Source organism: Rhodococcus sp. 05-339-2 (genome assembly GCF_002258965.1).
GTDB lineage: Bacteria > Actinomycetota > Actinomycetes > Mycobacteriales > Mycobacteriaceae > Rhodococcoides.
This window is the reverse complement of the sequence record NZ_NOYW01000016.1, coordinates 38,077-58,791: the sequence shown is the minus strand read 5'-3', so window position 1 is coordinate 58,791 and position 20,715 is coordinate 38,077. Positions and strand designations below refer to the sequence as shown.

The following is a 20,715-nucleotide window of genomic DNA, read 5'->3' as shown; positions in this document are numbered from 1 at the left end:
ACCTATTGCGCCGCACAACATGCAGAGATCTACCGGTAATCCTGCATATCAAGACTGGTCGTATTGCGGGCCAGTCCGGCACTTGCATGGACTGCGCATTCGACGGCCTGCAAGTGCGTGCAATTAGAACTGGTCTGGTGGTCTCGATCTGAACGGCTGGGCCCGGTACGTCGAAGTAAGCCTCGGAACCGCACAACCGAATGGCGCGGAGTACTCGCAATCGGGCGCTCACGTGTTGTCTGCGAGGTCTCCCATTCGTGTGGCGCCGCCGTTCCTGTCGCGCCACACAGCTATCTCGTCAACGAGCTGAGGGCTCATGAACCCTCCAGTATCGCCCCACGGCCACGCAGCTCCTGCCTCGGCTATTGCGTTCTGGACGAGATTCGCCATCGACCACAACGCAGCATCTTCATCGGCGTCGATATGCGCACCGGTGCCGTTGCCGTTCAGGCCGTTGGCTCGCTGACCGGCGATGGTTACCGCGCTCGCCAACCATACTGCTCCGCCGTCTAGGTCGTACTCGGCCACCCATTCGATGTGTTCGATGCTTCCGCAGTACTGGCGTACATGGAGATCTTGGCTGAGTCGGTCGATGGCGCGCAACCACGGGTCGGGCAAATCTGCATGCGTGATCTCGACTCCGCGCGATGGCGTCCATCTCCCGGTCAGCACTTGCTCTCGGTGAGGGACGAAGAGGTTCACGGTGTGAGTATGTCAGCTGTTCACGACGACCTCCACGCTGACAAACCCTCCGAGGAGGCTACGCACGGGCCGGGGTACGTGAAACCTAGACCTCCCCGAAGCGGTCCACTGTTCGGGCGGTGTGGTCAGTCGGAGGAGCAAGCAGGTAGGCGAACAGGTAACTCGACGCCGCTATTGCTGCCAATGCGATCCACCAGGGCGGGGATTCGACCGTGTCGGTAGAGATTTCACCGGCAGCGACGAACAGCCAGCACATGGCAAGCGCAGTCACCAGCGTGACCGCTGCCGCGGTACACGTGGCGAATCGGTGTCGCCAAGTGCGATGTGACCGTGCGGGCCACACGCGATTCGACCACAAGGCGTAGCGGCCACCACCGACTGCGATCACACCGACCAACAGCCCGGCCACCGCACCGCAGAACGCAGGAAACACCAGCAGCGCCAATCGGGACAAGGACCCTTCAACAGCCCAGGGGATCATGACACCCGCACCTGTGCAGGTACCGGTAACAAGGGCGACCCTCAGTTCTTTCTCAACCCAGTCCACAGCTCCATTGGAACAACATTGGGTTGTCAGCAGTCCCACTGCAGACGGCCTTCGACGATGTCGTGACGCCATATGCCGTCGAACGGGGTACCTGCCTCGAGACTTGTTGCAAGATCGCCGAGCAGCGCGCTGATGGAAAGCCACTGCGGCCCAGCATCGTCCGAGTCCACCTTGTCGAATACAGTTACGCAGCCGTTCAACTCGCCCGGGCGGGTATCGACGAACAGAAAGTAGCCGTCCCCTCCCGCTATCGGGATGAACTCGTCGAGGAAGGTCCACGCGGCTTCGCCTGCGGTATTGGAGATCACCCGGTCGGGATCGTTCTCGGCATCGCCGGTCTGCCAGATATCGGTCATCATTTCACGTTCGTCGAGCATCGAGTCGAGACCGAACAACTCGTATTTGGGGAACAATGCCATCCACGGCTCACGTGGGAGACCGTCGACGCAGCGAAAGAGTTCGACGAGCTCGCTCGGCCACTCCACTCCGGTTCGCCTCTGGGCATCGGCAATGCGAGTTTCGTCGGCACCAGTGATGACGTAATTCGGCACCCTCGTCTCGAACCAAGCGGCAATCCGATTCCACTGCCGTGTGACGCTCGACGGTTCCGTCGCATACCGGACGGGAGGTCGTGATGCACGGGTAGCAGCATCAGCCACACGCTCAAGTGCCTGGTGCCGCTCACCCTCGATACCGTCGAGAACTACCTGCGCAAGGTCCGACTTCGACAACGCTCGATCGCCGAAACCCTTGACCCAGGCGAACTCCGTGCCCAAGCACACGAAAATCGGCGACAGTGGCCCGGCGTCGGGTGTTTCGCGTTGCAACAAGCTCAGACCGGCGTCGACCAAGACACGCAACGCCTCGGACCTATTGGCCTCCCGCCCGCTGACGAGAACAGACGAGCCCGGTGTCGACGTCGGGCATGCGACCTGCCATCCCGTGTTGTCGTCGGGGTCCGGCTCAGTGTGCTCGGGTACGTCGATGCGCGCGGGTCGGCCCTTCGGATCGAGCATCATCGCCGGCGTGAGCTCGAAGAGATGCTGCTCCACACCGGTGTCGTCCCGAAACCGTCGAAACATTCGATACGTGATCTCGGAGGGCAGGATGATCTGCGCAAGGTCGGGGAACTCATCGTGCACGACACCGTCAGGGGTCTCCACTTGCAACAGTGTCGCGGCGATGAACGTCCCGGACGCTGCAAGTGCCCACCCCTGCGGAACATGATCGGTCGGCGGACGATACGCGAGGTCGATGCTCACCGCGACCAGGCCTGGACGCGTAGCGCTGACATTGACACCGATATCGGACGCCGCAACCACCGACGCTGGATCGGGAACCGCATGCACGTGGTGTCCAGTCGACACCAGCGAGTACCAACCATCGAGGACATCAACGTTCGCCGTGTTCACACTGCCCAAATCTACTGTGCATCGACTGACTCACTCAGTGAATAGACCCGCAGGCGTCCTCTTCGACCTCAGCGGGGCAAAATCCTCACGACTTGCCCAGCGGCCACGGACCGGCAGTCGGCATGAATGTCAGATCTGCCACGACGGCGTACCGGTGCGAACGGTTCCGCACAACACGCCGAAAGTTCAGCTGAAGGCACATCGATGAGCGGCACACGAATTCATACTGCATCTCTTCTCAAAACTGCTGCAGCACAGCATATGCAAACGTCTACCGGTAGACCGTGTATATCAAAACCCGTTGTATTGCCCACCGTCGACTCTCCTTGCGGTGCAGCTCGGCGGTCGAGACAGACCGAAAGGTCATCGACGGTCACCACCGTCGATGGTGAACGAGATGTGGTCAAGGCTCGGTGTGAGCGAGTGAGGAATCGACATGGAGGGCCTTCACTGGGAGCGTCGGCCAGCCCACAGCACGAAGACACCGACACCGGAAACGTGTTGTGGTGCAGCGCTGTTGGTGCTCCACGGCCTTTTCGGTGAGTCCCACCGACGCGACCTCCGGGTGTGAATAGGTCACGCGCGGAATGAGATCGCCGTCGATGCGTGCCGGTGCGAGGCCGGCGATGTGCTCGGCGACGAACATGCCGTGCTGAAACCGCGGTGCGCCAACTGATATCCCGCCACGATGTCGCCGACGGCATAGACGCCGTTCACGGTGGTGAGCAGATTGTCGTCGACGGTGACGAAGCCGCGTTCGGTGGCGATGCCCTGCTCGATCAGGCCGAGGCCGTCGGTGCGGGGTCCGCGTCCGACGGACACCAGGACGAGGTCGGCCGCGAGGGTGTCCCCGGACGACAGTGACACAGAGACTGCGTCGGGAGATTCGGTGACGGACTCGACCTTGGTGCCGATACGAATGTCGATGCCGCGCTTACGTAGTGCCTTGGTTGCCGCGACGGGTACATCAGCGATATTGCCGCCGAATGGGGATTCAGCTTGCACGCTCAGCTCTCGACCTTGGTTCGCCGACACTACGATCTCACCCCGAGTGAAGTGCGAGATCACCCCGGGCCTCTTCGATTCGTCAGGGAATCGCGCTGACGCCAGGTTCGCGAAAGCTGCTGCGGCGCAGTATATGCAGGGGTTATCTGACGTAGTCGATACTGTCGACGCACAGTACTACTCCAGTTCGACGTCGCCGGCGACTCGATGAGGCCCGTGGCTGACGGCCTGACCGCTGTCGGGGTGCCGAACAGGACGCGACGCGGTCGCGCGAATGCATGCTCGACCCGAACTGTGAACGGGCCGCTCGAATACTCGACACGCGTGGAGCATGCGTTTCAATCGGCTCGCTCGACGCCACTGCGTGTGAGGACCAGTCCGGTCCCCACGACGCCGATGATGGTGATCGCCAGCGCAATCGATGACCAGCCCTCGCTGTGCCAGTACACATCTTCGAGCGTGATGAGCAATGCTGCTTTGTCGACGATCAGCGCCAGGGCCACCCCGAGTACCGCTCCCATCCACGACCGTGTCCGTGGCGAACGGTCCACGAGACCGAAGACGGCGACGGCTGCCAGCAACAGAATCCCCCACAGGTAATGGTGCAGGTGCACTCCGCCGGCGCTGATGTCGCCGACATCGCTGGTGTCGATATGTATAAGCCAGGTGACCAGCCGGGCGCCGCCGAAGGTGACGGTGAATGCCAACCACGCCAGCACGATTCCGTGGCGCGCCGGGTCGATCTGTCTCCAGCGGTAGGGAAATCCGAAGCGGGCGTGCTGGGTTGTCTCGGAGTCGTCGTCAACAGGTTCGTTCGGCATCACGCTCATTGTTCCGCATCGGCGCTACCGGTCCGGTACGCGCGTTCGTGCGTCCACAGACGGTCCGCACTCAGAGTTCCACAGCGACCGGTTGAGCCGGAGGCGACCGCTCGAAGACATGTCGTGGCAGCACGATCGCCTCGCGCGGTATCGTCGGTTCGGTGTCGAGTCGCCGGCACTCGTATCGACCTATCCGTCTGACTTCGGATCGGTTTTTCGACGAAGGCCAGGGCGACCTCGCGTGGCCGGGGAGGATTCTGCATGGCAGCACATCGCGACACCGAGACCGCGCATTCACCGTCCACCTCGTTCTCGGAATCGATAGGACTGGTCGTCACCATGCAGTTCGCACCCATCCGACGACTCGACGACAACGCCCTTGCCGGAGCCGAACTCCAACTACGAGGCCCTGCCGGTTCTGCACTGGACTCCGCTGACGCGCTGCGCCGCGCCGCACACCTGATGCAACAGCGACCCCAGTTCGATCTGCACAAGACCACACTTGCCAACACCGCACCTGCACGTACCCTCGCCGAACACCTGCCCCTGATCCTCACCCTCGACGCGCAATCACGCCGCGCCCTCGACGACAGCGACCGCGAACGCACATCGACGATGCTCGAACGCGTCGTCGTCACCGTCGACGCCTCAGCCGTCCTCGCCGACCCCCACCAGGCCATGGCCGCGATAGCATCCGCGCGGACCGGCGGAAAGCTGATCGCACTCGACGGCGTCGGAGACCACCCCCACGCGACGACCCTTCTGCCGTTGATCGAGCCCGACATCGTCATCACCGCAGCGGACCTGCTCACCGAAACCGGACACGACGTCGGAACCACCACTCATGCCCTCGCCGCCTACGCCGAGCGCTCCCACGCAGTGATCGTCGCCGAAGGCGTCGACACCGAAGCCACCCGCCTGGCCGCGATCACCATCGGAGCCACATACGGAACGGGGCAGCTGTTCCCGGCAGTCGGAGACCCCGCCGAGCTCCTCGACGAGCCGGTCGTTCCTATGCCCGCCGACCCGGTCTGGACCACACCCACCACCGACTCGAGCACCCCCTACGCCATTGCCTCGGCACACGCCACCGCCCGGCGGGGAACGAAAAAGCTGTTGATTCAGATGAGCAAATCCCTCGAAGCGCACGCCGCAGCGTCCGGATCATCGATGATCGCACTCGGCACTTTTCAACGCGCACAACACTTCACACCCACCACCTCCGCTCGATGGCATCATCTCGCAGAAACCATCGGCTTCGCCGGGGTCTACGGCGTGGGCTTACCCGCCCTCGTCGACGGCAACGTTCGACATGCCCCACTCGACCCCGGCGACCCACTCGTCCAGGAATGGACCGTCATCACCCTCGGTCCACACCACGCGGCACTTCTGTCCGCACGTGACCGCCACGACAACGGCCCTGACCTCGACCGCACTTTCGACTTCGTGCAGACTTTCGACCGCGCCACCGTCACCCAAGCCGCCCGAGCGATTCTGCGGCGCTACCCGCACTGAACGACACGCATTCGCCGGCACGCGGGGCCCCATGCACGCCCGGCGGACAGAATCCTCGGTTCCAGCGAACAATGCGCACCTATGCAGATTTCAGGAACGCAGCTGCGGAGAGCGTGCAGCTGACCACCGCGGGCATCATGACCTGGAGTATGTGACTATCCACAGTGACGACAAACCTTCTGTCGGATTCGACCAGTGATATGTCACAGAGTGACGATAAAGAACAGGTCTGCAGTACGTTTTAGGCTCTTTCGCTGGTCCGTAGGGTTGTTTTCTGGACACAATAGGTTTGACGATTGTTCAGGAATCAACCATGCCCTCGATATTGCCCCAGAAGGGCGTCGAGGGATCAGCCAGGAGTGCGCCCATGACTACCCCCCTCCTCCCCGACGTGCCCTCGGCACGCACCATCGAATACGTAGACCGTCCCCGCTCGGTTTGCAGTGTGCCGACAGACAGGACGAGCCTCGTCCGGGGGCGAGGGCTGGACTCCGTCCACCGGTCGACGCCCTGCGCGGACGGAGCCCTGACATTGACAGCCGCGACGCCGTCGGGCTCCCCGGAACTGTGGTCCCGCTACGTCGAAGGAGCGTGGGAGTCGTATTCACGCCACGGTGTCACCGCGGCTCTCGACATGGAAGAAGTGGCTTCCGGCGCAACGACAGCACTGTTCTACGTGGTGTGCGATGAGGCAGGAGAGATGCTCGGCGGCGTTCGAGCCCAGGGGCCGTACGCGATGGTCGAGCAATCCCATGTCCTCACCGAGTGGAAGGACTCGCCCGGACTGGCACCGGTTACCGACCTGCTTCGGTCTCGACTTCCCCACGGAATCGTGGAAATGAAAAGCGCGTGGGTCGATGCGGGGGCCGCAGGGCGGACGGTGTCGAATGTCCTGGCTCGAACAGCGTTGCCGACGCTCGAATTGACCGGCAGCCGGTACCTGTTCGCCAGCGCGGCCGATCACGTCCTGCGATTGTGGGAGAGTTCCGGTGGGCGGATCGACCACGGCATCCCCGCTGCCGCGTATCCGAGCGAGCAGTACCGGACCGTCATGATGTGGTGGGACCGAACTACTCTCGCACAGGCCGCGCAGCCCGAGGTGTGGCGCTCGATGGTCGACGAGGTCCGCGCACTGTGTGGGGACGATCGGCACGTCCTGTTCGTGGCATAGCGGCTCGCTACATCACTGGCGTCGACCATTTTCGTGTTGCCGACCCTGTACGGTGCCCTGCCAGCTGATCGTCAAGGTCCCCGCGTGGCAGGCGCGGTCTCGGCCGTCGGTCTTGGCTCGGTAGAGCGCGGCATCAGCGGCGCGGACGACTGCATCGAGTACTTGATCGAGACCGCCCGATTCGGTCGAAGCGAAGCTCGTCGCGGGTGACGCACCGTCATCGGACGCGGCCGGTCGCACGTCTACAGTCACCGTTCCGATACTCACGGTCACCGTGCAGTCGGACCGGACTCGGTCGAGTATCCGCCGCGTGAGCTCGTGATCCTCTCGGTGTGTGGCGAGGATCAGGAACTCTTCGCCGCCGGTCCGGGCAACCACCGCATCCGATGCGCCGACCACCGCGTGCACCGCATTCGCCAGGGTAGCGGCAACCGCGGCGAGCGTTCGGTCGCCGGCTGTGTGACCGGCCGTGTCGTTGACGGCCTTGAAGTAGTCGACGTCGACTACGAGCGCAGACAACGGTTTCCCTCGCTCGCAGGCCTCGTGCACCAGGATCCCGGCGTTCGACAGCAGTCCGCGTCGATTGACCAGACCGGTCAGCGGATCCGTGTCGGCCAGTTGTTGCAGTTTCCGGTTGACCACCGACAGTGTTCGGCGCAGGCCACCGATGAGCGCGACCGGCACCAGCACCGTGGTCACGGCGGCACCGATAGCGACCGCAGTCACTGCCCACCCGGAAGACCCCACACTGATCACCGACAGTGCCGTGGCCATCACCACCGAGACCGCGGACAGGCCGGCAGTCACACGTGGTGGTGAGCTCGATGCGGCGATGGCCGGAACGATGGCCAACATCGAGGTGACCGCACGCGTTCCTGCCGGATCCGCGATCAGGTAGGCACTGATCGCGACTCCGGTCATACCCCCGAAACCCAGGACCGCGAATTGGCGTTCGCTCAACCGCCCCACCTTGGCGGCGAAAAGCACGGTGACTGCGGTGAACGTCAGCACGGCGATGAGAACCGGAAGTGCGTTCGGCCGTAGGAATGTCGGTGACAGCAGCGCAATGGCCAACAGCGGCACCGCACCGGTGGCGCTCGCGATGACTGCGGCCGTGCGGGTGTCGAGCCGTGATCGCCAGAAGTTCGTGCGCCGACGAGGCGACTGGTCGATCACGTTCATCGGATGATTCCTCGGATCAGGGTTGGGCGAACCCCACAAACAGTATCTGTCGGAGCTCCTCGCCGGTGGTGCGCCCGCTCACACGTTTGCAGGACCGGCGGCAGGGTCGAGGCCGGTGCGTACCAACCCATCCAGATCGATCCGCCGCCGACCTGAAGGGAGTGGTTCGCCGCGGCCGAATGCCCTCACGGCAGCGGTTACAGCGGCACCCCCGAGTGCGACGTCTCCGCCGAGCTGGGGCCACGTCGAGAGCGTGCGCCCGATCTCCGGCACCGACGCAATCATTCGAGGGGTCAGCTTGCTCGGTTCGAGCAACGTCGCTGCAATTGTGCTCTTCTGCTCGATGGTCATGTCGGCCAGATCCGCGGTGTCCATTTCGCCGAGCAGTCCGTGAAACACCGGTCGGTCGGGTTCGAGATCGAAGCGTTCGATATCGAGGACGCCTCCGTCGCTGGTCTCCATCACCACAGGAAGACCTCGGGCGCGGGCGTGGTGGCGGACCAGCAATTTGGTGTCGATCGAGTCGCATTCCTCGACGACGAGATCGAGTCCGTCGAGAAAGCCACCGAGCGTCTCGGCCGTCACACCGTTCGCGAAGACCTGCACATTCAGATAGGGGTCGAGCTCGGAAATTCGTCGGGCTGCCACGACCGCTTTGTTCACGCCCAGATCGAGCACCGAAGTCGGGACGCGGTTGAGATTCGACAGATCGAGCTCGTCGAAGTCGGCCAGACGCAACTCCCCGCACAATCCCTCCAGTGCGAGGGTATGCGCGACGGCATGACCGACGCTCAGCCCGACGATTCCCACCCGCAGACCTCTGAACCGAGCTTGCTCTTCGGTGGTGATCTTGTTTCTGTTGCGGTCCAGTCGCAGCCGATCGAAGCCGCGTGGACCGAGGACCCGCACCAGTGAGCGCCGCCATGGGTAGTACACCCACCGTGGCTCTTCCGCGAGGTCGCCGGCGATCGCGGGAAGCAGCCCACGAAGCGAGGCCAACTGGTCGGGTGTCGTGTCGACGACGCCGATGGCGGGATCGTCGATCAGACCACGGACGATCGAGTCGTGTTCGTGCTCGGACGGATCGAACACTCTGTGCTCTGACATTGCTGAGTCTCCGCATCTTTCGGATGATTGTCGCCGACGGGCGGCACTGATCACGTCCCACAGCCGGACGCGACACCAGGCTGGTTCACGTTACTGAACAACGGGCGGCAATCATTGCCAGGCTGCGGATCGCTTGATAAGAACTAAGCAGACGCCGTCCATCCGCTGTGGTGAAGCCCGCGTACGGACAACGCGCCCGCGTGCCGCGGCACAGGGAACGAAAGTCTCTGTGTACGTGCAGCGGTGGGACCGAGAACGTGGGGTGAGAATTGGGCGTCGACAGGGGCTTCGACGAGCGTTTCAGCTCACTGACCTCGATCTTTCAGCCGATCGTCGACTCGAGGACCGGGTTGGTCGTCGCGCACGAGGCACTCACCCGGTGGCCGGCGTTCCCGGACACCTCGCCCGAACAGATCTTCGACATCGCTCGGACCATGGGGATGGTCGACGAGCTGGACCGCAGATGCATTGAGTCGGCAGTCACCACAGCGGCACAGTCCACCCCTGCAGACCACGCGCCGCGTACGTTGTTCGTCAACATCGAAGCCGAAGCGATGTCCTCCGAGAACTCGTCGGCCTCGGTCCGCCGCCTCAGCCAGTTGCTCCGCGCAGGCGGCTCCCAGGTTCGGCCGGTTGCGGAATTCCCCGAACGCTCCCTGCTCACCGACCCTGCACGCCTGCTCAGATCGGCGGATCGACTCCGACGTGACGGAGTCACAATCGCTCTCGACGACGTCGGTGCCGACCCCGACTCTCTGGTACTGCTGCCCCTTCTGGCACCGGAAGTGATCAAACTCGACAGATCGTTGCTCGACGACGACCTCCCCGGCGACAAGCTCGCCACCTTGCTCGCCGTGCTCGCATACTCGAGCCGGTTCGAGGTGACACTCATCGCCGAAGGAATCGAAACCGAGAGACAGAAGGACAAAGCCTTGGCGTGGGGTGCCGACTACGGGCAAGGGTTTCATCTCGGCCGTCCCGGCCCCCTCGATACATCCCCGACCTCCTCCTTTCCTGTGCAGCCACGCCCTCCAGTGACGAGACCGTTGACGGACATTCTCGACGACCGCGCCACCGACACGACGTCGATCTCGCTCCTCACGTCCATCTCCGACCATTTGCTCGACTTCGCGATGACAACCACCGAGACTCTGACGATCGTCGTCGCGTTCCGCGAACCGGAATTGTGCAGCGCAGACATGGCGCGCAAACTGCAGCGTCTGGCGCGCCGACACCCGTACGTCAAAGCGCTCGACGCACCGCGCGCACTGTTCACTGCCACCGATGGGGTGCGCCACGCCGACCTGGTTCAACCCTCGGAAAGAATCGGTGCCATCGCCGTCATCGGCCAACGGTTCTACTGCGCCCTGGTCGCCGCCCCGCTCGACCCCGATGCTCCAGCGTCGCCGTCGAACGAGTGGAGGTATTTCTTCAGCACCGATCCGGCCCAGGTCTGCGACTCTGCGCGCACACTGATCGTGCACAGTTCGAGCCCCACCCGACCCGGGCCCGACCTGACATCGGGTCGACCATGACGAAACCTGTTCCGGCAGCGGTCAACTGTGCGCGTGCAGCGGACGTCCCGACAGTGTCATCATCGCCTCACCGAGTGCCTCGTTCTGCGTGGGGTGAGCATGCACGAAACTCCCGACTTCTGATGGCAGTGCTTCCCATGCCACGGCGAGTTGTGCCTCGCCGATCAGCTCGCCCACGCGGTCGCCGACGAGGTGAACACCGACAACCGGGCCGTCGTCACCGGCTCGAATCACTTTGACTCCGCCGGCGGTGGACAGGATGCGGCTCTTGCCGTTGCCGCCGAGGTCGTAAACAACGGAGGTCACTGTGCCGTATTTCTGCTCCGCGGCCTTTTCGGTGAGTCCCACCGACGCGACCTCCGGGTGCGAATAGGTCACGCGCGGAATGAGATCACCGTCGATGCGTGCCGGTGCGAGCCCGGCGATGTGTTCGGCGACGAACATGCCGTGCTGAAATCCGCGGTGTGCCAACTGATAGCCCGCCACGATGTCGCCGACGGCATAGACGCCGTCCACGGTGGTGAGCAGATTGTCGTCGACGGTGACGAAGCCTCGTTCGGTGGCGATGCCCTGTTCGGTCAGGCCGAGGCCGTCGGTGCGGGGTCCGCGTCCGACGGACACCAGGACGAGGTCGGCCGAGAGGGTGTCCCCGGACGACAGTGACACAGAGACTGCGTCGGGAAGGTCGGTGACGGACTCGACCTTGGTTCCGGTACGAATGTCGATGCCGCGCTTACGTAATGCCTTGGTCAACTGCTTCGAGGACCATTCGTCTTCGCCCGGCACGATGCGATCGAGCGCCTCGACGACGGTGACCTTCGCACCGAACGATGCCCAGATACTGGCGAACTCGATACCGATCACACCGCCGCCCAGTACGACGACCGACTCCGGAACCCGATCCAGCGACAACGCCCCGTCACTCGTGAGCACGCGCGGCCCCAGTTCGATACCGGGGATGGTGCGTGAATACGAGCCGGTGGCGAGAACCAGCGAGCCCCCGGTAATGCGTCGACCCTCCACCTCGAGGGTGCGAGGACCGACCACCTGTCCACGACCGGACACGATTTCGATACCCGGACGCTTCAGCAATCCCTGCAGACCTGCGTACAGGCCGGCGACGACGCTGCGCTGGTAGTCCAGTGCCGCAGGCATGTCCACCCCGGTCAGCGATGCGGTGACGCCGACATGCGCCGAGCCGCGCACCGCGTCGGCAACCTCGGCGGTGTGCAACAGGGCCTTGGTGGGGATGCACCCGCGATGCAGACAGGTGCCACCAAGCTTGTCTTCCTCGACCAGCGCGACCGTCAGGCCGAGTTGCTCGGCCCGTAGGGCGCACGAATAGCCGCCCGACCCTCCACCAAGAATGAGAACGTCCACGTCGCTCATCGGACGGATCCCAATGCCACGACGGGGTTCTCGACAAAATCGGCAACGGTGCGCAGGAACCCGCCTGCCACTCCGCCGTCGCACACGCGGTGATCGAACGCCAACGACAGCTGCGCTACCTTGCGCACGGCCAATTGGCCGTCGACCACCCACGGACGGTCGATGATGCGGCCGATGCCCAGGATCGCGGCCTCGGGGTGGTTGATGATCGCGGCCGAGCCGTCGACCCCGAACACTCCGTAGTTGTTGAGCGTGAACGTTCCGCCGCTCAGCCGGGCCGCGGGCAGTGAGCCGGTTCGTGCGAGTTCGGTCAGCTCGGCCAGCCGTTCGGACAGTTCCTTCAGATCGGCCTTGTCGGCCTGGGGCACAACGGGAACCATCAGTCCACGGTCGGTCTGCGCGGCGATGCCGAGTCCGACATTCTCGTAACGCAGGATCTCGCCTGCAGCGGTATCGACCGTGCTGTTGAGCTCCGGGAACTTGGCCAGCGCGATCATCGTGAGCTTCGCGAGGACCGCCAGCAGCGTCACCTTGACGCCGTCGATGGAGGCATCGAGGTCGCGCCGGGCCTGCATCAGAGCCGTCGCGTCGACGTCGACCCACACCGTGGCCTCGGGAATCTCCGCACGACTGCGAGAGAGCTTGTCTGCGATGGTCTTACGAATGCCGGTGATCGGGATTCGAGTGACTCCCTCGGCACTCGGAGTGCTCGAGGTCAGTGCCCGTTCCACATCCGCGCGGGTGATGACTCCATGACTGCCGGCGACATCGATAGACGCCAGATCCAGCCCACCCTGCAACGCCATGCTGCGAACGATTGGGGAGAGCACCTTCGGCGCATGTGAGTGGAAATTCGTAGCCTGGGTCGAGTTTCCGCTCACCTGCGGCGCAGCCGCTCTCTGCTGCGGCGGAGCCGCACTCCGCTTCCGACGACCGGTCGGGCCGTGTCCTGTGCCGTAGCCGATGAGCACATTGCCCGAGCCTGCGCGTTCTTCCTCGCGGTACCGCTCATGGGCGGCGGGCGTATCGACGATGGCGCCGCCGGTGATGCTGATCAGGGGAGCGCCGACGGCAAGTGAAGTGCCCTCGGCGGCATGCAGTTCGCCGACCACACCCTCGAAGGGGCACGGCACCTCGACGGACGCTTTTGCAGTTTCGACCTCGACGACGACCTGATCGATGGTGACGATGTCGCCCGGCTTGACCTTCCACTCGACGATCTCGGCCTCGGTCAGTCCCTCACCGAGATCGGGGAGCAGGAACACCTGCATGCTCATACCGTGACCGCCTTGCTGAGATCGGGAGCATCGTTCCACTGCAGCCGGTCCATCGCGTCGAGTACGCGGTCTGCGGACGGCAGGTGGAAGTGCTCGAGTTTCGGTGCAGGGTAGGGGATATCGAGTCCGGCAACGCGGAGTACCGGAGCGTGCAGGTGATGGAAGCAACGCTCGGATACCCGTGAGGCGATTTCCGCGGCCACACCGGCGAAGCCCTGCGCCTCCTGAATCACGATGCAGCGTCCGGTCTTACGAACCGAGGCCGCGACGGTCTCGTCGTCGAACGGATTGAGCGACCGCAGGTCGATCACCTCGACGCTCCGGCCATCCTCGGCCGCGAACTCTGCGGCTTGCATGGCCACCGACACGGTGGGTCCGTAGGCGAGAAGCGTGACGTCGGTACCGCCTCTGCGTACGACCGCCGTGCCGATCGGCTCGGTCTTTCCCAATTCGATGTCGTCCTTGGAGAAGTACAGCCGCTTCGGTTCGAGAAAGATCACCGGATCGGGATCCGCGATGGCGTCACGCATCAGTGAGTACGCGTCGGCGACGGTCGACGGGGAGACGACCTTCAGCCCCGGGGTGTGGGCGTAGTAGGCCTCGGACGAGTCGCAGTGGTGCTCGACGCCGCCGATGCCGCCCGCGAACGGGATGCGAATGACCATCGGGGCGGTGAGCGAGCCACGAGTTCTGTTGCGCAGCTTCGCGACATGGGAGACGATCTGCTCGAATGCCGGGTAGGCGAAGGCGTCGAACTGCATCTCGACGACGGGCTTGTATCCCGACATCGCCATTCCGATCGCGAATCCCACGATGCCCGACTCCGCAAGCGGGGTGTCGAAGCAGCGGTCGTCGCCGAAGTCGCGGGTCAATCCGTCGGTGACGCGAAAGACGCCGCCGAGCGTGCCGACGTCCTCGCCGAAGACGACGACCTTCTCGTCCTCGGTCAACGCATCGCGCAGGGCGGCGTTGAGGGCTCCGGCCATGGTGATCGTGGTCATGACAGTTCTCCTGCAGCGATTTCGGCGGCGACCTGATTGCGCTGGTCGGTCAATCCGGGGGTGGGGGAGGAGTAGACGAACCGGAACAGATCCTCGGGGTCGACGTCCTGCTCGACGTTCATGCCGGCACGAAGTGCTGCGGCGTCGGCGTCGGCGGATACCGTCATCTGCTCGCGGAGCTCCTCGGTGAGGATTCCTCGGCCTTCGAGGTAGGAATCCAAGCGCGAGAGCGGATCTCGAGCCAACCATCCTTCGACCTCGTCGGCCTTGCGGTAGCGAGTGGCGTCGTCGGCATTGGTGTGGGCGTCCATGCGGTAGGTGTGCGCCTCGACGACCACCGGTCCTTTGCCCGCGCGGACGTACTTCACTGCCTCGTCCATGACGGCCATCATCGCGACGGGGTCGTTGCCGTCGACCTGTTCGCTACCGATGCCGTAGCCGACTCCTTTGTGCGACAACGACGGAGCCGCGCTCTGACGCGCGAGCGGAACGCTGATCGCAAAACCATTGTTCTGGACCAGGAAGATGACCGGGGCCCGGAAGACGGCGGCGAAGTTCAGGGCCTCGTGGAAGTCGCCCTCGCTGGTTGCGCCGTCTCCGCAGAACGCCAGCGCGATGGTGTCTCGTCCCTGCTTGGCCTCGGCGTACGCGAAACCGGTCGCGTGCAGCAATTGTGTTGCCAGCGGCGTGCATTGGGGAGCGACCTTGTAGGCGGCCGGGTCGTAACCACAGTGCCAGTAACCGGCGAGCATACCGAGCAACTCCACCTGGTCGACGCCTCGCGCCGCGAGAGCCATCGAGTCCCGGTATGTCGGGAACATCCAGTCCTGCTCACCCAGACAGAGGGCTGCGGCGATCTGGCAGGCTTCCTGTCCACGCGAGGAGGGATAGACCGCGAGCCGGCCCTGCTTGGTCAATGTCGTTGCCTGCTGGTCGAATCGGCGGCCGTGCACCATCGAGCGATACATCTCCAGCAGCCGTTCGTCGGACGGGCGCGCATACCGTGCGGCGCTGTCGACGCCTGTCCCGTCGGGTGCGAGATACTGCACGGGACGGTCGGCGGGCATGAACTGTTGATAGGACGTTGCCGGAACCTTCTCGACGGTCGTCATGGCGCACTCTCCTGAAATCGGCTTGTACGGCGATTCTGGCCGATTCGGTGAGGAAGAAGTCCTATGGTCGTAGAATTGCAGACATATGGCTACCGATCCTCGCGTACACCAGCGATATGTCCGATCAGTGCATAGAACGACCAGGTAGGAGCGGACGAATGGACGACGTCTCGAGGCGTGTGGAGCTGGACGACACCGATCGGCGCATCCTCACCGAGTTGACCGCCGACGGTCGGGTCTCGATGCGGGTACTGGCCGATCGATTGAATCTCTCTCGTGCACATACGTATACGCGTGTCGATCGGTTGAAGGACTCGGGGGTCATCGAGCGGTTCACCGTGCAGGTCGACCATGCGGCGTCCGGGCTGGGGACCTCTGCGTTCATTGCGCTGTCCATCCGTCAGGATTCGTGGCGGACCGTGTCCGAGGGTTTGCGTGCAATGGAATTCGTCGACCATTTCAGTTTGCTCGGTGGCGATTTCGACGTCTTGGTGCTCATCAGGACTCCCGACAACGAGAGTTTGCGGCAGGTGGTGCTGGAGGGTTTGCAATCACTCGACGGAGTCCGCGCGACTCGCACGTGGCTGATCTTCGACGAGGACCGAGGCGGTCTGGGACGCACGACGCCGCCCACCGAACGCTGACGGTGGGCGGCGTCGAACAGATCACGAGTCAGAAGTTGCCGCGAGCGTCCTGCTCACGCTCGATGGCCTCGAACAAGGCCTTGAAATTGCCGATACCGAAGCCGAGCGAGCCATGGCGTTCGATCAGCTCGAAGAACACCGTGGGGCGATCGACCAGAGGCTTGGTGAAGATCTGCAGCAGATACCCGTCCTCGTCTCGGTCCACGAGAATTCCACGCTTCTGCAGTTCTTCGATCGGTACCCGGACGTTGCCGATGCGGGCCCGCAGTTCCGGGTCCTCGTAATACGAATCGGGGGTGGCGAGAAATTCGACGCCCGCTGCGCGCAGGGCATCGACCGAAGACAGGATGTCGTTGGTCGCGAGCGCCAGATGCTGTGCGCCCGGGCCTCGATAGAAGTCGAGGTACTCGTCGATCTGCGATCGCTTCTTGGCGACGGCCGGCTCGTTCAGCGGAAACTTCACCCGATGGTTGCCGTTGGAGACGACCTTGCTCATCAACGCCGAGTAGTCGGTTGCGATGTCGGCTCCGACGAACTCGGCCATGTTCGTGAATCCCATGACGCGGTGATAGAAGTCCACCCACTCGTCCATCTTGCCCAACTCCACGTTGCCCACCACGTGATCGAGGGCCTGAAAGATCCGCTTGGGAGCGCCTACCGGTCGCTGCAGTGTCGACGTCCGCGGCACGTAGCCGGGGAGGTATGCGCCGGTGTACCGGGATCGGTCGACCAACGTGTGCCGGGTGTCGCCGTAGGTGGCAATGGTCGCAGTCCGCACCGTGCCGTGCTCGTCGGAGATATCGGTTGGTTCCTGCAGTACTCGCGCGCCCTGCGCCCGCGCATGCTCGATGCACCGATCCACATCCGGGACGGCCAGCGAGATGTCGATGACGCCGTCGCCGTGGCGGGTGTGGTGTGCCACCAGGTCGCTGTCAGGATCGACGGCTCCCGTGATGACGAATCGCACTGCGCCCGACTTGAGTACGTACGCGTGGTGGTCACGTTGGCCTGTCGTCGGGCCGGAGTACGCCACCAACTCCATGCCGAAGGCGGACTGGAAGAAGTGCGTGGTCTGCGTCGCGTTGCCGACCACCCACACGATGGCGTCCCAGCCGCTGACCGGAAAGGGGTCGCGTTTGTCGTCGTACTCGACCAGACCGACGAGCTGACGCAATTGTTCGGCGTCGAGATCGGCCAACCGTTCGTCGTCGTTGAGGATGTTGTCGAGGCTCATTGAATCTCCCTGTTGCCGAGCTGGCGTCGTGTCGACCAGTTGTTCCGTCGAGCAAAACATCTGGCGGATAGGTCGTCAATCGACCTCGTTTCTACTGTCTCAGCTGTACGGATAGCGCAGACGATCTCTCGTTTTGCTATACGATATGTCTAGAAAATACGATGACCACCGAGGTGCACGATGGAACCGACGCTCGACAAGCTGGACCGCGCAATACTCGCTGCGCTGCAGGACAATTCGAGAATCGGGGTGCTCGAGCTGTCACGGAACCTCGGGGTGGCACGGGCGACGGTGACAGCGAGGCTGCAACGGCTGGAGGACAGCGGTGTCATCACCGGATACCGGCCGCGAATCGGCTTGGCTGCAGCAGGTTACGGGGTCCAGGCGTTCGTCACATTGGAGATCGCGCAAGGTGCGCTCGGCGACGTCGTCGCTGTGCTCGAGCAGATCCCCGGCGTCCTGGAAGCCTTTGCCACCACGGGTGCCGGTGATGTGCTGTGCCGAGTCGCGGCTGCCTCGCACGACGATCTGCAACGAACTCTGATCGTACTCAACCAGTCTCGTACGATCGCCCGGTCGACGAGTGTTGTGGTGCTTTCGGAACTGGTCGAGTTCCGAACAATGCCGCTGCTGAACACCGCGGAGACCGATCGAACGCCGAAAGCCCCTGCCTACCGACCCTCGCGTGAATGAGGGCGGTGAGCAGGGGCGTGTCGGTTCGCCGAGTCAGGTGACCGATGGTGCAACCACTGTCAGAAGCCAGACCGTCGGCGGGGCGAGCAGAACGACGAGTCCGCAGTACCCCAGCATCTTTCGCTGGAATCGGGCCTTGTCGTCCACTCGTGCTTCGGCCAGGACCATGACACCGTTGGTGGAGAACGGGCTGACGTCGACCACCGTCGCCGAGAAAGCAATGGCAGCAACGAATCCGATGGCACCCAGCTCACCGGCGGCGAGCATCGGTGCAGCGAGGGGTAGGGCGATACCGATGGTGCCGATCGACGAGCCGAATGCCGAGATGATGGCCACCGCGTAGCAGAGGATCAGTGCCGTCAGCAGTGGTGAGCCGAGGGCCGACGCGGCGTCGCCGAGGAATCCCAGTGTGCCGTTCTGGGTCATGACCGTCATGTAGGTCTGGACGCCGCAGACCAGGACCACGGCGGGCCAGGCGATGTTGTCGACCACCTTGGGGTGGGTCTTGGGTGCCAACAGCAGCAGCACCACCGACACGCAGATCGCGCTGACGCCGATGTCGACACCCAAGGTCACCGACAGCAGGACCAGGGCGGCGATGCCGAGGAGCGTGAGGATACGCACTCGATTCAGCGGAACGGGCTGATCGGGAACCGTTGTGACCGAAGCAGCTTCGATGGGATCGGCCTCGACTTGCACTGTGGTGCCGCCACCGCTGCCCTCGGGCAACCCGGTGTGGCCCGGACGCGGTCCGGACGGCGTCGGCAGCCCGCCCTCCTGGTCGCGCAGGTCCTGAACGTCGAACGCACGCGTTCGATCTGCGATCAGGTCGCGGCCGAGAACGAGGAAGAGCACGAGAGCTATGAAGGTGTTGAGCACGAACGGGATGAGGAACAGGGCCAGCGGATGTGAGCCGACTCCGGTGGAATCCATCAGGCCGTTGACGAAAGCGCCGTACAGGTTGATCGGGGAGAAGCAGCACGCAAGAGCGCCGTGGCTCACGACCATGCCCATCAGGAAGGGATTGATGTTGTTGCGCTTGGCCAGTGGCATCGCGATCGGTGCCAGCATGCCGACGGCGAGAACGGAGCCGAGGGCCATCAGCAGCCCGGACAGCAGGAACATCATCCACAGAATGGCCCAGCGTCGCCCGCCCACCAGTCGGAGGGAACGATCGATGACGACGTCGATGGTTCCGTTGGCTTTGGCGATGGCGAACAGCAAGGTGATGCCGCCGACGATGATGAACGTACTACCGGGGAATGCGTCGATGATGTCGTCGATGGGGATGCCGGATATCGCGCCACCGATGAGGAACGCGCCGGCGAAGGCGAGTAGACCCATGTTGATGGGAGTGATCGTCGCGACCGTGAAGATGGCGATGAGGGCGACGATCGAGATTGCGTAGACCATGGCTGGCCTTTCGGACGGAGGATGAGGTTGTGCCGCGGAGGAAGCGGCGATGCGCGGGCCGGAGCCCGCCTGATCACAGTGCGGAGGCGGGGGTGGGGAGAGGTAGGGCGCGATCGACCACTGCACGAGCGAGATCGGCAGCGGCGGTGAGAGCGTCAGTGTCGATACCGGTGTCGATTCCGGCGCGATGGAACGTATCCACGAGCTGTTCGGTGGCCAGGTTTCCGTGCGCGCCCGGGGCGAAGGGACAACCGCCGTACCCGGCGAGTGCGCTGTCGAAGTATTCGATCTCGAGGTCGAGTACTGCACGTACCGCTGTGTCGAGGGCCTGATCGTGAGCGTTGTGCAGATGCAGGCTGATTGTCAACTCGGGCAACGCTGTTCGTACGGCGTCGACACCGGTCAGTACCTGGTCGGTGGTGGCGATCCCCAGCGTGTCGGCCAGACCGAGGCTCGATAGACCGATGTCGGCCATGCGTTCACACACTTCGACGAGCCGCTCGGGCGTGATGACGCCGTCGAACGGGCACACGAATGCGGTACTGACCCCGCCGATGAATGTGCGGTCCGGATGCAGTGCGACAGCGGAACTCAGATCGCGCAAGGCGTCGTCGGGCGAGCGTCCGGCGTTGGCGCGGCTGTGGCTCTCGCTGGCGGACGTGACGATCTGGATCACGTCGATGTCCGTCTCGGCTGCCCGGTGGACACCGCGACTGTTCAAAGTCAGTGCACTGTAACGACTTCCGTCTCGGCGGCGTGCGCGTTTCACGACTTCCTCGGCGTCGGCCATCTGCGGCACCCGGGTGGCAGAGACGAACGACGCGATCTCGAGCGAGGTGATGCCCGACGCAAGGGTTGCATCGAGCACCGCCAGCTTGTCCGCGGTGGGGACGATGCACTTCTCGTCCTGCAGACCATCGCGGAGATAGACGTCGGTGATGTTGACGCGCGGCAT

At 63.7% G+C, this 20,715-nt stretch carries 18 protein-coding genes and 1 pseudogene; 5 read left to right on the top strand and 14 right to left on the bottom strand.

What is annotated here, in order from left to right; genetic code table 11:
* Window positions 1-228 precede the first annotated feature (228 nt).
* The 5 genes and pseudogenes from CH273_RS13865 to CH273_RS13845 all read right to left on the bottom strand — a co-directional run bounded on the left by CH273_RS13865 (window position 229) and on the right by CH273_RS13845 (window position 4,487).
* The gene (locus CH273_RS13865; RefSeq protein ID WP_032395401.1) at window positions 229-702 is read right to left on the bottom strand and encodes a hypothetical protein; all 474 of its coding nucleotides are present in this window, start codon (window positions 700-702) and stop codon (window positions 229-231) included.
* An 85-nt stretch (window positions 703-787) separates the two neighbouring features.
* Window positions 788-1,183: a hypothetical protein gene (locus CH273_RS13860; RefSeq protein ID WP_143546230.1), complete on the bottom strand. Its 396-nt coding sequence runs from the start codon at window positions 1,181-1,183 to the stop codon at window positions 788-790.
* A gap of 92 nt (window positions 1,184-1,275) precedes the next feature.
* The gene (locus CH273_RS13855; RefSeq protein ID WP_082322472.1) at window positions 1,276-2,661 is read right to left on the bottom strand and encodes an SMI1/KNR4 family protein; all 1,386 of its coding nucleotides are present in this window, start codon (window positions 2,659-2,661) and stop codon (window positions 1,276-1,278) included.
* 523 nt (window positions 2,662-3,184) lie between these two features.
* Window positions 3,185-3,672 (bottom strand): annotated as a pseudogene (locus CH273_RS13850) (FAD-dependent oxidoreductase); the annotation flags it as partial.
* Between the two features lie 332 nt (window positions 3,673-4,004).
* Window positions 4,005-4,487: a hypothetical protein gene (locus tag CH273_RS13845; RefSeq protein ID WP_032395398.1), complete on the bottom strand. Its 483-nt coding sequence runs from the start codon at window positions 4,485-4,487 to the stop codon at window positions 4,005-4,007.
* A gap of 261 nt (window positions 4,488-4,748) precedes the next feature.
* On the opposite strand from CH273_RS13845, the gene CH273_RS13835 reads away from it, so the two are divergent.
* Both CH273_RS13835 and CH273_RS13830 read left to right on the top strand, forming a co-directional pair.
* Complete coding sequence (locus tag CH273_RS13835; protein WP_032395397.1) at window positions 4,749-6,002, top strand: EAL domain-containing protein; 1,254 nt, start codon at window positions 4,749-4,751, stop codon at window positions 6,000-6,002.
* A 367-nt stretch (window positions 6,003-6,369) separates the two neighbouring features.
* Window positions 6,370-7,173 carry a hypothetical protein gene (locus CH273_RS13830; protein WP_230596770.1) on the top strand — a complete coding sequence of 268 codons (804 nt, stop codon included), beginning with the start codon at window positions 6,370-6,372 and terminating at the stop codon, window positions 7,171-7,173.
* A gap of 12 nt (window positions 7,174-7,185) precedes the next feature.
* Here the strand turns inward: CH273_RS13830 and CH273_RS13825 are convergent, their stop codons facing one another.
* Both CH273_RS13825 and CH273_RS13820 read right to left on the bottom strand, forming a co-directional pair.
* A complete protein-coding gene (locus CH273_RS13825; protein WP_032395396.1) occupies window positions 7,186-8,355 on the bottom strand; it encodes a GGDEF domain-containing protein in 1,170 nt (389 codons plus the stop codon).
* 78 nt (window positions 8,356-8,433) lie between these two features.
* Window positions 8,434-9,462: an Rv1355c family protein gene (locus CH273_RS13820; protein ID WP_082322469.1), complete on the bottom strand. Its 1,029-nt coding sequence runs from the start codon at window positions 9,460-9,462 to the stop codon at window positions 8,434-8,436.
* Window positions 9,463-9,731: 269 nt separating this feature from the next.
* Here CH273_RS13820 and CH273_RS13815 point away from each other — a divergent pair, with 269 nt between their 5' ends.
* Window positions 9,732-10,997, top strand: a complete 1,266-nt coding sequence (locus CH273_RS13815; RefSeq protein ID WP_052049507.1) for an EAL domain-containing protein — start codon at window positions 9,732-9,734, stop codon at window positions 10,995-10,997.
* A gap of 21 nt (window positions 10,998-11,018) precedes the next feature.
* Here CH273_RS13815 and lpdA read toward each other — a convergent pair whose 3' ends face one another.
* From lpdA to CH273_RS13795, 4 genes are read right to left on the bottom strand one after another with little or no spacing between them, the layout of a single operon-like run.
* Window positions 11,019-12,386: a dihydrolipoyl dehydrogenase gene (gene lpdA, locus CH273_RS13810; protein WP_032395395.1), complete on the bottom strand. Its 1,368-nt coding sequence runs from the start codon at window positions 12,384-12,386 to the stop codon at window positions 11,019-11,021.
* Window positions 12,383-13,663: a dihydrolipoamide acetyltransferase family protein gene (locus tag CH273_RS13805; RefSeq protein WP_032395394.1), complete on the bottom strand. Its 1,281-nt coding sequence runs from the start codon at window positions 13,661-13,663 to the stop codon at window positions 12,383-12,385. Before CH273_RS13805 ends, lpdA begins: the two co-directional genes overlap by 4 nt.
* Window positions 13,660-14,664, bottom strand: coding sequence for an alpha-ketoacid dehydrogenase subunit beta (locus CH273_RS13800; RefSeq protein ID WP_032395393.1), 1,005 nt, complete (start codon window positions 14,662-14,664; stop codon window positions 13,660-13,662). The genes CH273_RS13805 and CH273_RS13800 overlap by 4 nt, the downstream gene beginning before the upstream one ends.
* On the bottom strand, window positions 14,661-15,776 hold the full coding sequence (locus CH273_RS13795; RefSeq protein ID WP_032395392.1) for a thiamine pyrophosphate-dependent dehydrogenase E1 component subunit alpha: 1,116 nt from the start codon (window positions 15,774-15,776) through the stop codon (window positions 14,661-14,663). Before CH273_RS13795 ends, CH273_RS13800 begins: the two co-directional genes overlap by 4 nt.
* 158 nt (window positions 15,777-15,934) lie before the next feature.
* Between CH273_RS13795 and CH273_RS13790 the strand changes: the two genes are divergently transcribed.
* Entirely contained in the window at window positions 15,935-16,420 is a 486-nt protein-coding gene (locus CH273_RS13790) for an Lrp/AsnC family transcriptional regulator (RefSeq protein WP_045198207.1), read from the top strand.
* Between the two features lie 28 nt (window positions 16,421-16,448).
* On the opposite strand, the gene hppD is transcribed toward CH273_RS13790, so the two are convergent.
* On the bottom strand, window positions 16,449-17,654 hold the full coding sequence (hppD, locus tag CH273_RS13785; protein WP_032395391.1) for a 4-hydroxyphenylpyruvate dioxygenase: 1,206 nt from the start codon (window positions 17,652-17,654) through the stop codon (window positions 16,449-16,451).
* Between the two features lie 180 nt (window positions 17,655-17,834).
* On the opposite strand from hppD, the gene CH273_RS13780 reads away from it, so the two are divergent.
* Window positions 17,835-18,347, top strand: a complete 513-nt coding sequence (locus tag CH273_RS13780) for an Lrp/AsnC family transcriptional regulator (protein ID WP_032395390.1) — start codon at window positions 17,835-17,837, stop codon at window positions 18,345-18,347.
* Window positions 18,348-18,380: 33 nt separating this feature from the next.
* On the opposite strand, the gene CH273_RS13775 is transcribed toward CH273_RS13780, so the two are convergent.
* Together CH273_RS13775 and CH273_RS13770 are read right to left on the bottom strand one after the other, a co-directional pair.
* On the bottom strand, window positions 18,381-19,760 hold the full coding sequence (locus CH273_RS13775) for an SLC13 family permease (protein WP_032395389.1): 1,380 nt from the start codon (window positions 19,758-19,760) through the stop codon (window positions 18,381-18,383).
* 73 nt (window positions 19,761-19,833) lie between these two features.
* Window positions 19,834-20,715, bottom strand: a complete 882-nt coding sequence (locus tag CH273_RS13770; RefSeq protein ID WP_032395388.1) for a hydroxymethylglutaryl-CoA lyase — start codon at window positions 20,713-20,715, stop codon at window positions 19,834-19,836.

What these genes read in the sequence shown, in the direction of transcription:
- CH273_RS13780 (WP_032395390.1), top strand. Translation starts at nt 17,835, where the DNA reads ATGGAACCGACGCTCGACAAGCTGGACCGCGCAATACTCGCTGCGCTG.
- lpdA (WP_032395395.1), bottom strand. Translation starts at nt 12,386, where the DNA reads ATGAGCGACGTGGACGTTCTCATTCTTGGTGGAGGGTCGGGCGGCTAT.
- CH273_RS13770 (WP_032395388.1), bottom strand. Translation starts at nt 20,715, where the DNA reads ATGCCGCGCGTCAACATCACCGACGTCTATCTCCGCGATGGTCTGCAG.
- CH273_RS13825 (WP_032395396.1), bottom strand. Translation starts at nt 8,355, where the DNA reads ATGAACGTGATCGACCAGTCGCCTCGTCGGCGCACGAACTTCTGGCGA.
- CH273_RS13795 (WP_032395392.1), bottom strand. Translation starts at nt 15,776, where the DNA reads ATGACGACCGTCGAGAAGGTTCCGGCAACGTCCTATCAACAGTTCATG.
- CH273_RS13845 (WP_032395398.1), bottom strand. Translation starts at nt 4,487, where the DNA reads ATGCCGAACGAACCTGTTGACGACGACTCCGAGACAACCCAGCACGCC.
- CH273_RS13830 (WP_230596770.1), top strand. Translation starts at nt 6,370, where the DNA reads ATGACTACCCCCCTCCTCCCCGACGTGCCCTCGGCACGCACCATCGAA.
- CH273_RS13790 (WP_045198207.1), top strand. Translation starts at nt 15,935, where the DNA reads ATGGACGACGTCTCGAGGCGTGTGGAGCTGGACGACACCGATCGGCGC.
- CH273_RS13800 (WP_032395393.1), bottom strand. Translation starts at nt 14,664, where the DNA reads ATGACCACGATCACCATGGCCGGAGCCCTCAACGCCGCCCTGCGCGAT.
- hppD (WP_032395391.1), bottom strand. Translation starts at nt 17,654, where the DNA reads ATGAGCCTCGACAACATCCTCAACGACGACGAACGGTTGGCCGATCTC.
- CH273_RS13805 (WP_032395394.1), bottom strand. Translation starts at nt 13,663, where the DNA reads ATGAGCATGCAGGTGTTCCTGCTCCCCGATCTCGGTGAGGGACTGACC.
- CH273_RS13860 (WP_143546230.1), bottom strand. Translation starts at nt 1,183, where the DNA reads ATGATCCCCTGGGCTGTTGAAGGGTCCTTGTCCCGATTGGCGCTGCTG.
- CH273_RS13820 (WP_082322469.1), bottom strand. Translation starts at nt 9,462, where the DNA reads ATGTCAGAGCACAGAGTGTTCGATCCGTCCGAGCACGAACACGACTCG.
- CH273_RS13835 (WP_032395397.1), top strand. Translation starts at nt 4,749, where the DNA reads ATGGCAGCACATCGCGACACCGAGACCGCGCATTCACCGTCCACCTCG.
- CH273_RS13775 (WP_032395389.1), bottom strand. Translation starts at nt 19,760, where the DNA reads ATGGTCTACGCAATCTCGATCGTCGCCCTCATCGCCATCTTCACGGTC.